Source organism: Arhodomonas sp. KWT, assembly GCF_010993615.1.
Genome location: NZ_WNXE01000546.1, coordinates 1 through 1,086 on the forward strand (window position 1 = coordinate 1; position 1,086 = coordinate 1,086).

At 70.6% G+C, this 1,086-nt stretch carries 2 protein-coding genes; one reads left to right on the top strand and one right to left on the bottom strand.

The features are described 5' to 3' along the window. On the top strand, positions 1 to 228 hold a 228-nt coding region (locus tag G7A99_RS20610), incomplete at its 5' end, for an FAD-dependent oxidoreductase (RefSeq protein WP_163143742.1). A gap of 30 nt (positions 229 to 258) precedes the next feature. On the opposite strand, the gene G7A99_RS20615 is transcribed toward G7A99_RS20610, so the two are convergent. Continuing rightward, a complete protein-coding gene (locus G7A99_RS20615) occupies positions 259 to 993 on the bottom strand; it encodes a type II secretion system protein (RefSeq protein WP_018717530.1) in 735 nt (244 codons plus the stop codon). Between the last annotated feature and the right edge of the window lie 93 nt (positions 994 to 1,086).

A 1,086-nucleotide genomic window follows, 5' to 3' on the forward strand; every position in this document is an offset into this window, starting at 1 on the left:
GCCGCCGAGCCGTGGGCGTGCCTGCGCCCGATGACCAAGGACGGCCCGCCGATCCTCGGTGACAGCGGCGTGCCGGGGCTGTTCCTCAACGTCGGCCCGGGGCATCTCGGCTGGACCTTCGCCGCCGGCGCCGGCCGGGTGGTGGCGGACTGCGTCATCGGCCGGGACCCGGAGATCGACATGCAGGGGCTGACCCTGGCGCGTTACCGACGCCAGCCGAGGGGCTAACGTCCGCGGCGGGCGGTGCCGGCGTCGCCGTCAGCGGTTCATGCGGTAATAGGCGGTGACGACGGTGACCTGGTCCTCGTCCTCCGCAGTCGCGGTGCTGTCGCCGTAGGCCATGCGGTCATCGACGCTCCACGCCACGCCCGTTGTGCCCGTCGAGTCCGCCTCGCTGTCCTCGCGAAACCGGCCGAAGCGGGCATCCGCCTTGCCGTCGATCCCGGCGTCGAGATGCCGCGCGAGGGAGGGGGTGAGGTCGCGGATCACCATCACGTTGCGCTCCCGGGTCACGTAGTTGTCCACGGAGGAGCCGGGCACGGCCCACTCCACCGTCCGGAAGCAGACCTGCACCTCCTGGGGATTGCCGTTGCTGTCCTGGTAGACGTAGCGGTCGTTCTGTCCCTCCGCACGGCCTTCCGGCAGCTCCACGCCGGCGGCGAGGAAGGTGTTGAGCAGGGCATCGTCCGTGCCGTTGCACAGTGCCGAGCCGTCGCCGTTGATCTCGCCGCCGGGGTCGGAGGGGGCGTCGCCCGGGACCACGCCGGTATTGGCCGTGTAGGTGTCGTAGGCGATCTGCCAGCCCTGCACGAACGTGCTGGAGATGCGCTGGTACTGCGCGTTGCGATACAGATCGCGACCCACGGTCACCGCGCTGATGATCAGCCCGATCACCGCGAGCACGATCGCGAGCTCGAGCAGCGTGAAGCCGGCGGCGGTACCGCCAGGGGCGGCTGCGCCGGGCGTCCGGGTCCGGTGGTTGGCTGTGTTCACGGTGCTTGCCTCGGTGCCTGGGTAAGAGGGCATGACGGTGGCCATCGCTCAGAAGCCGCGCGCGTCGGCGTCAAGGGCGTTGTCGCGGATGGA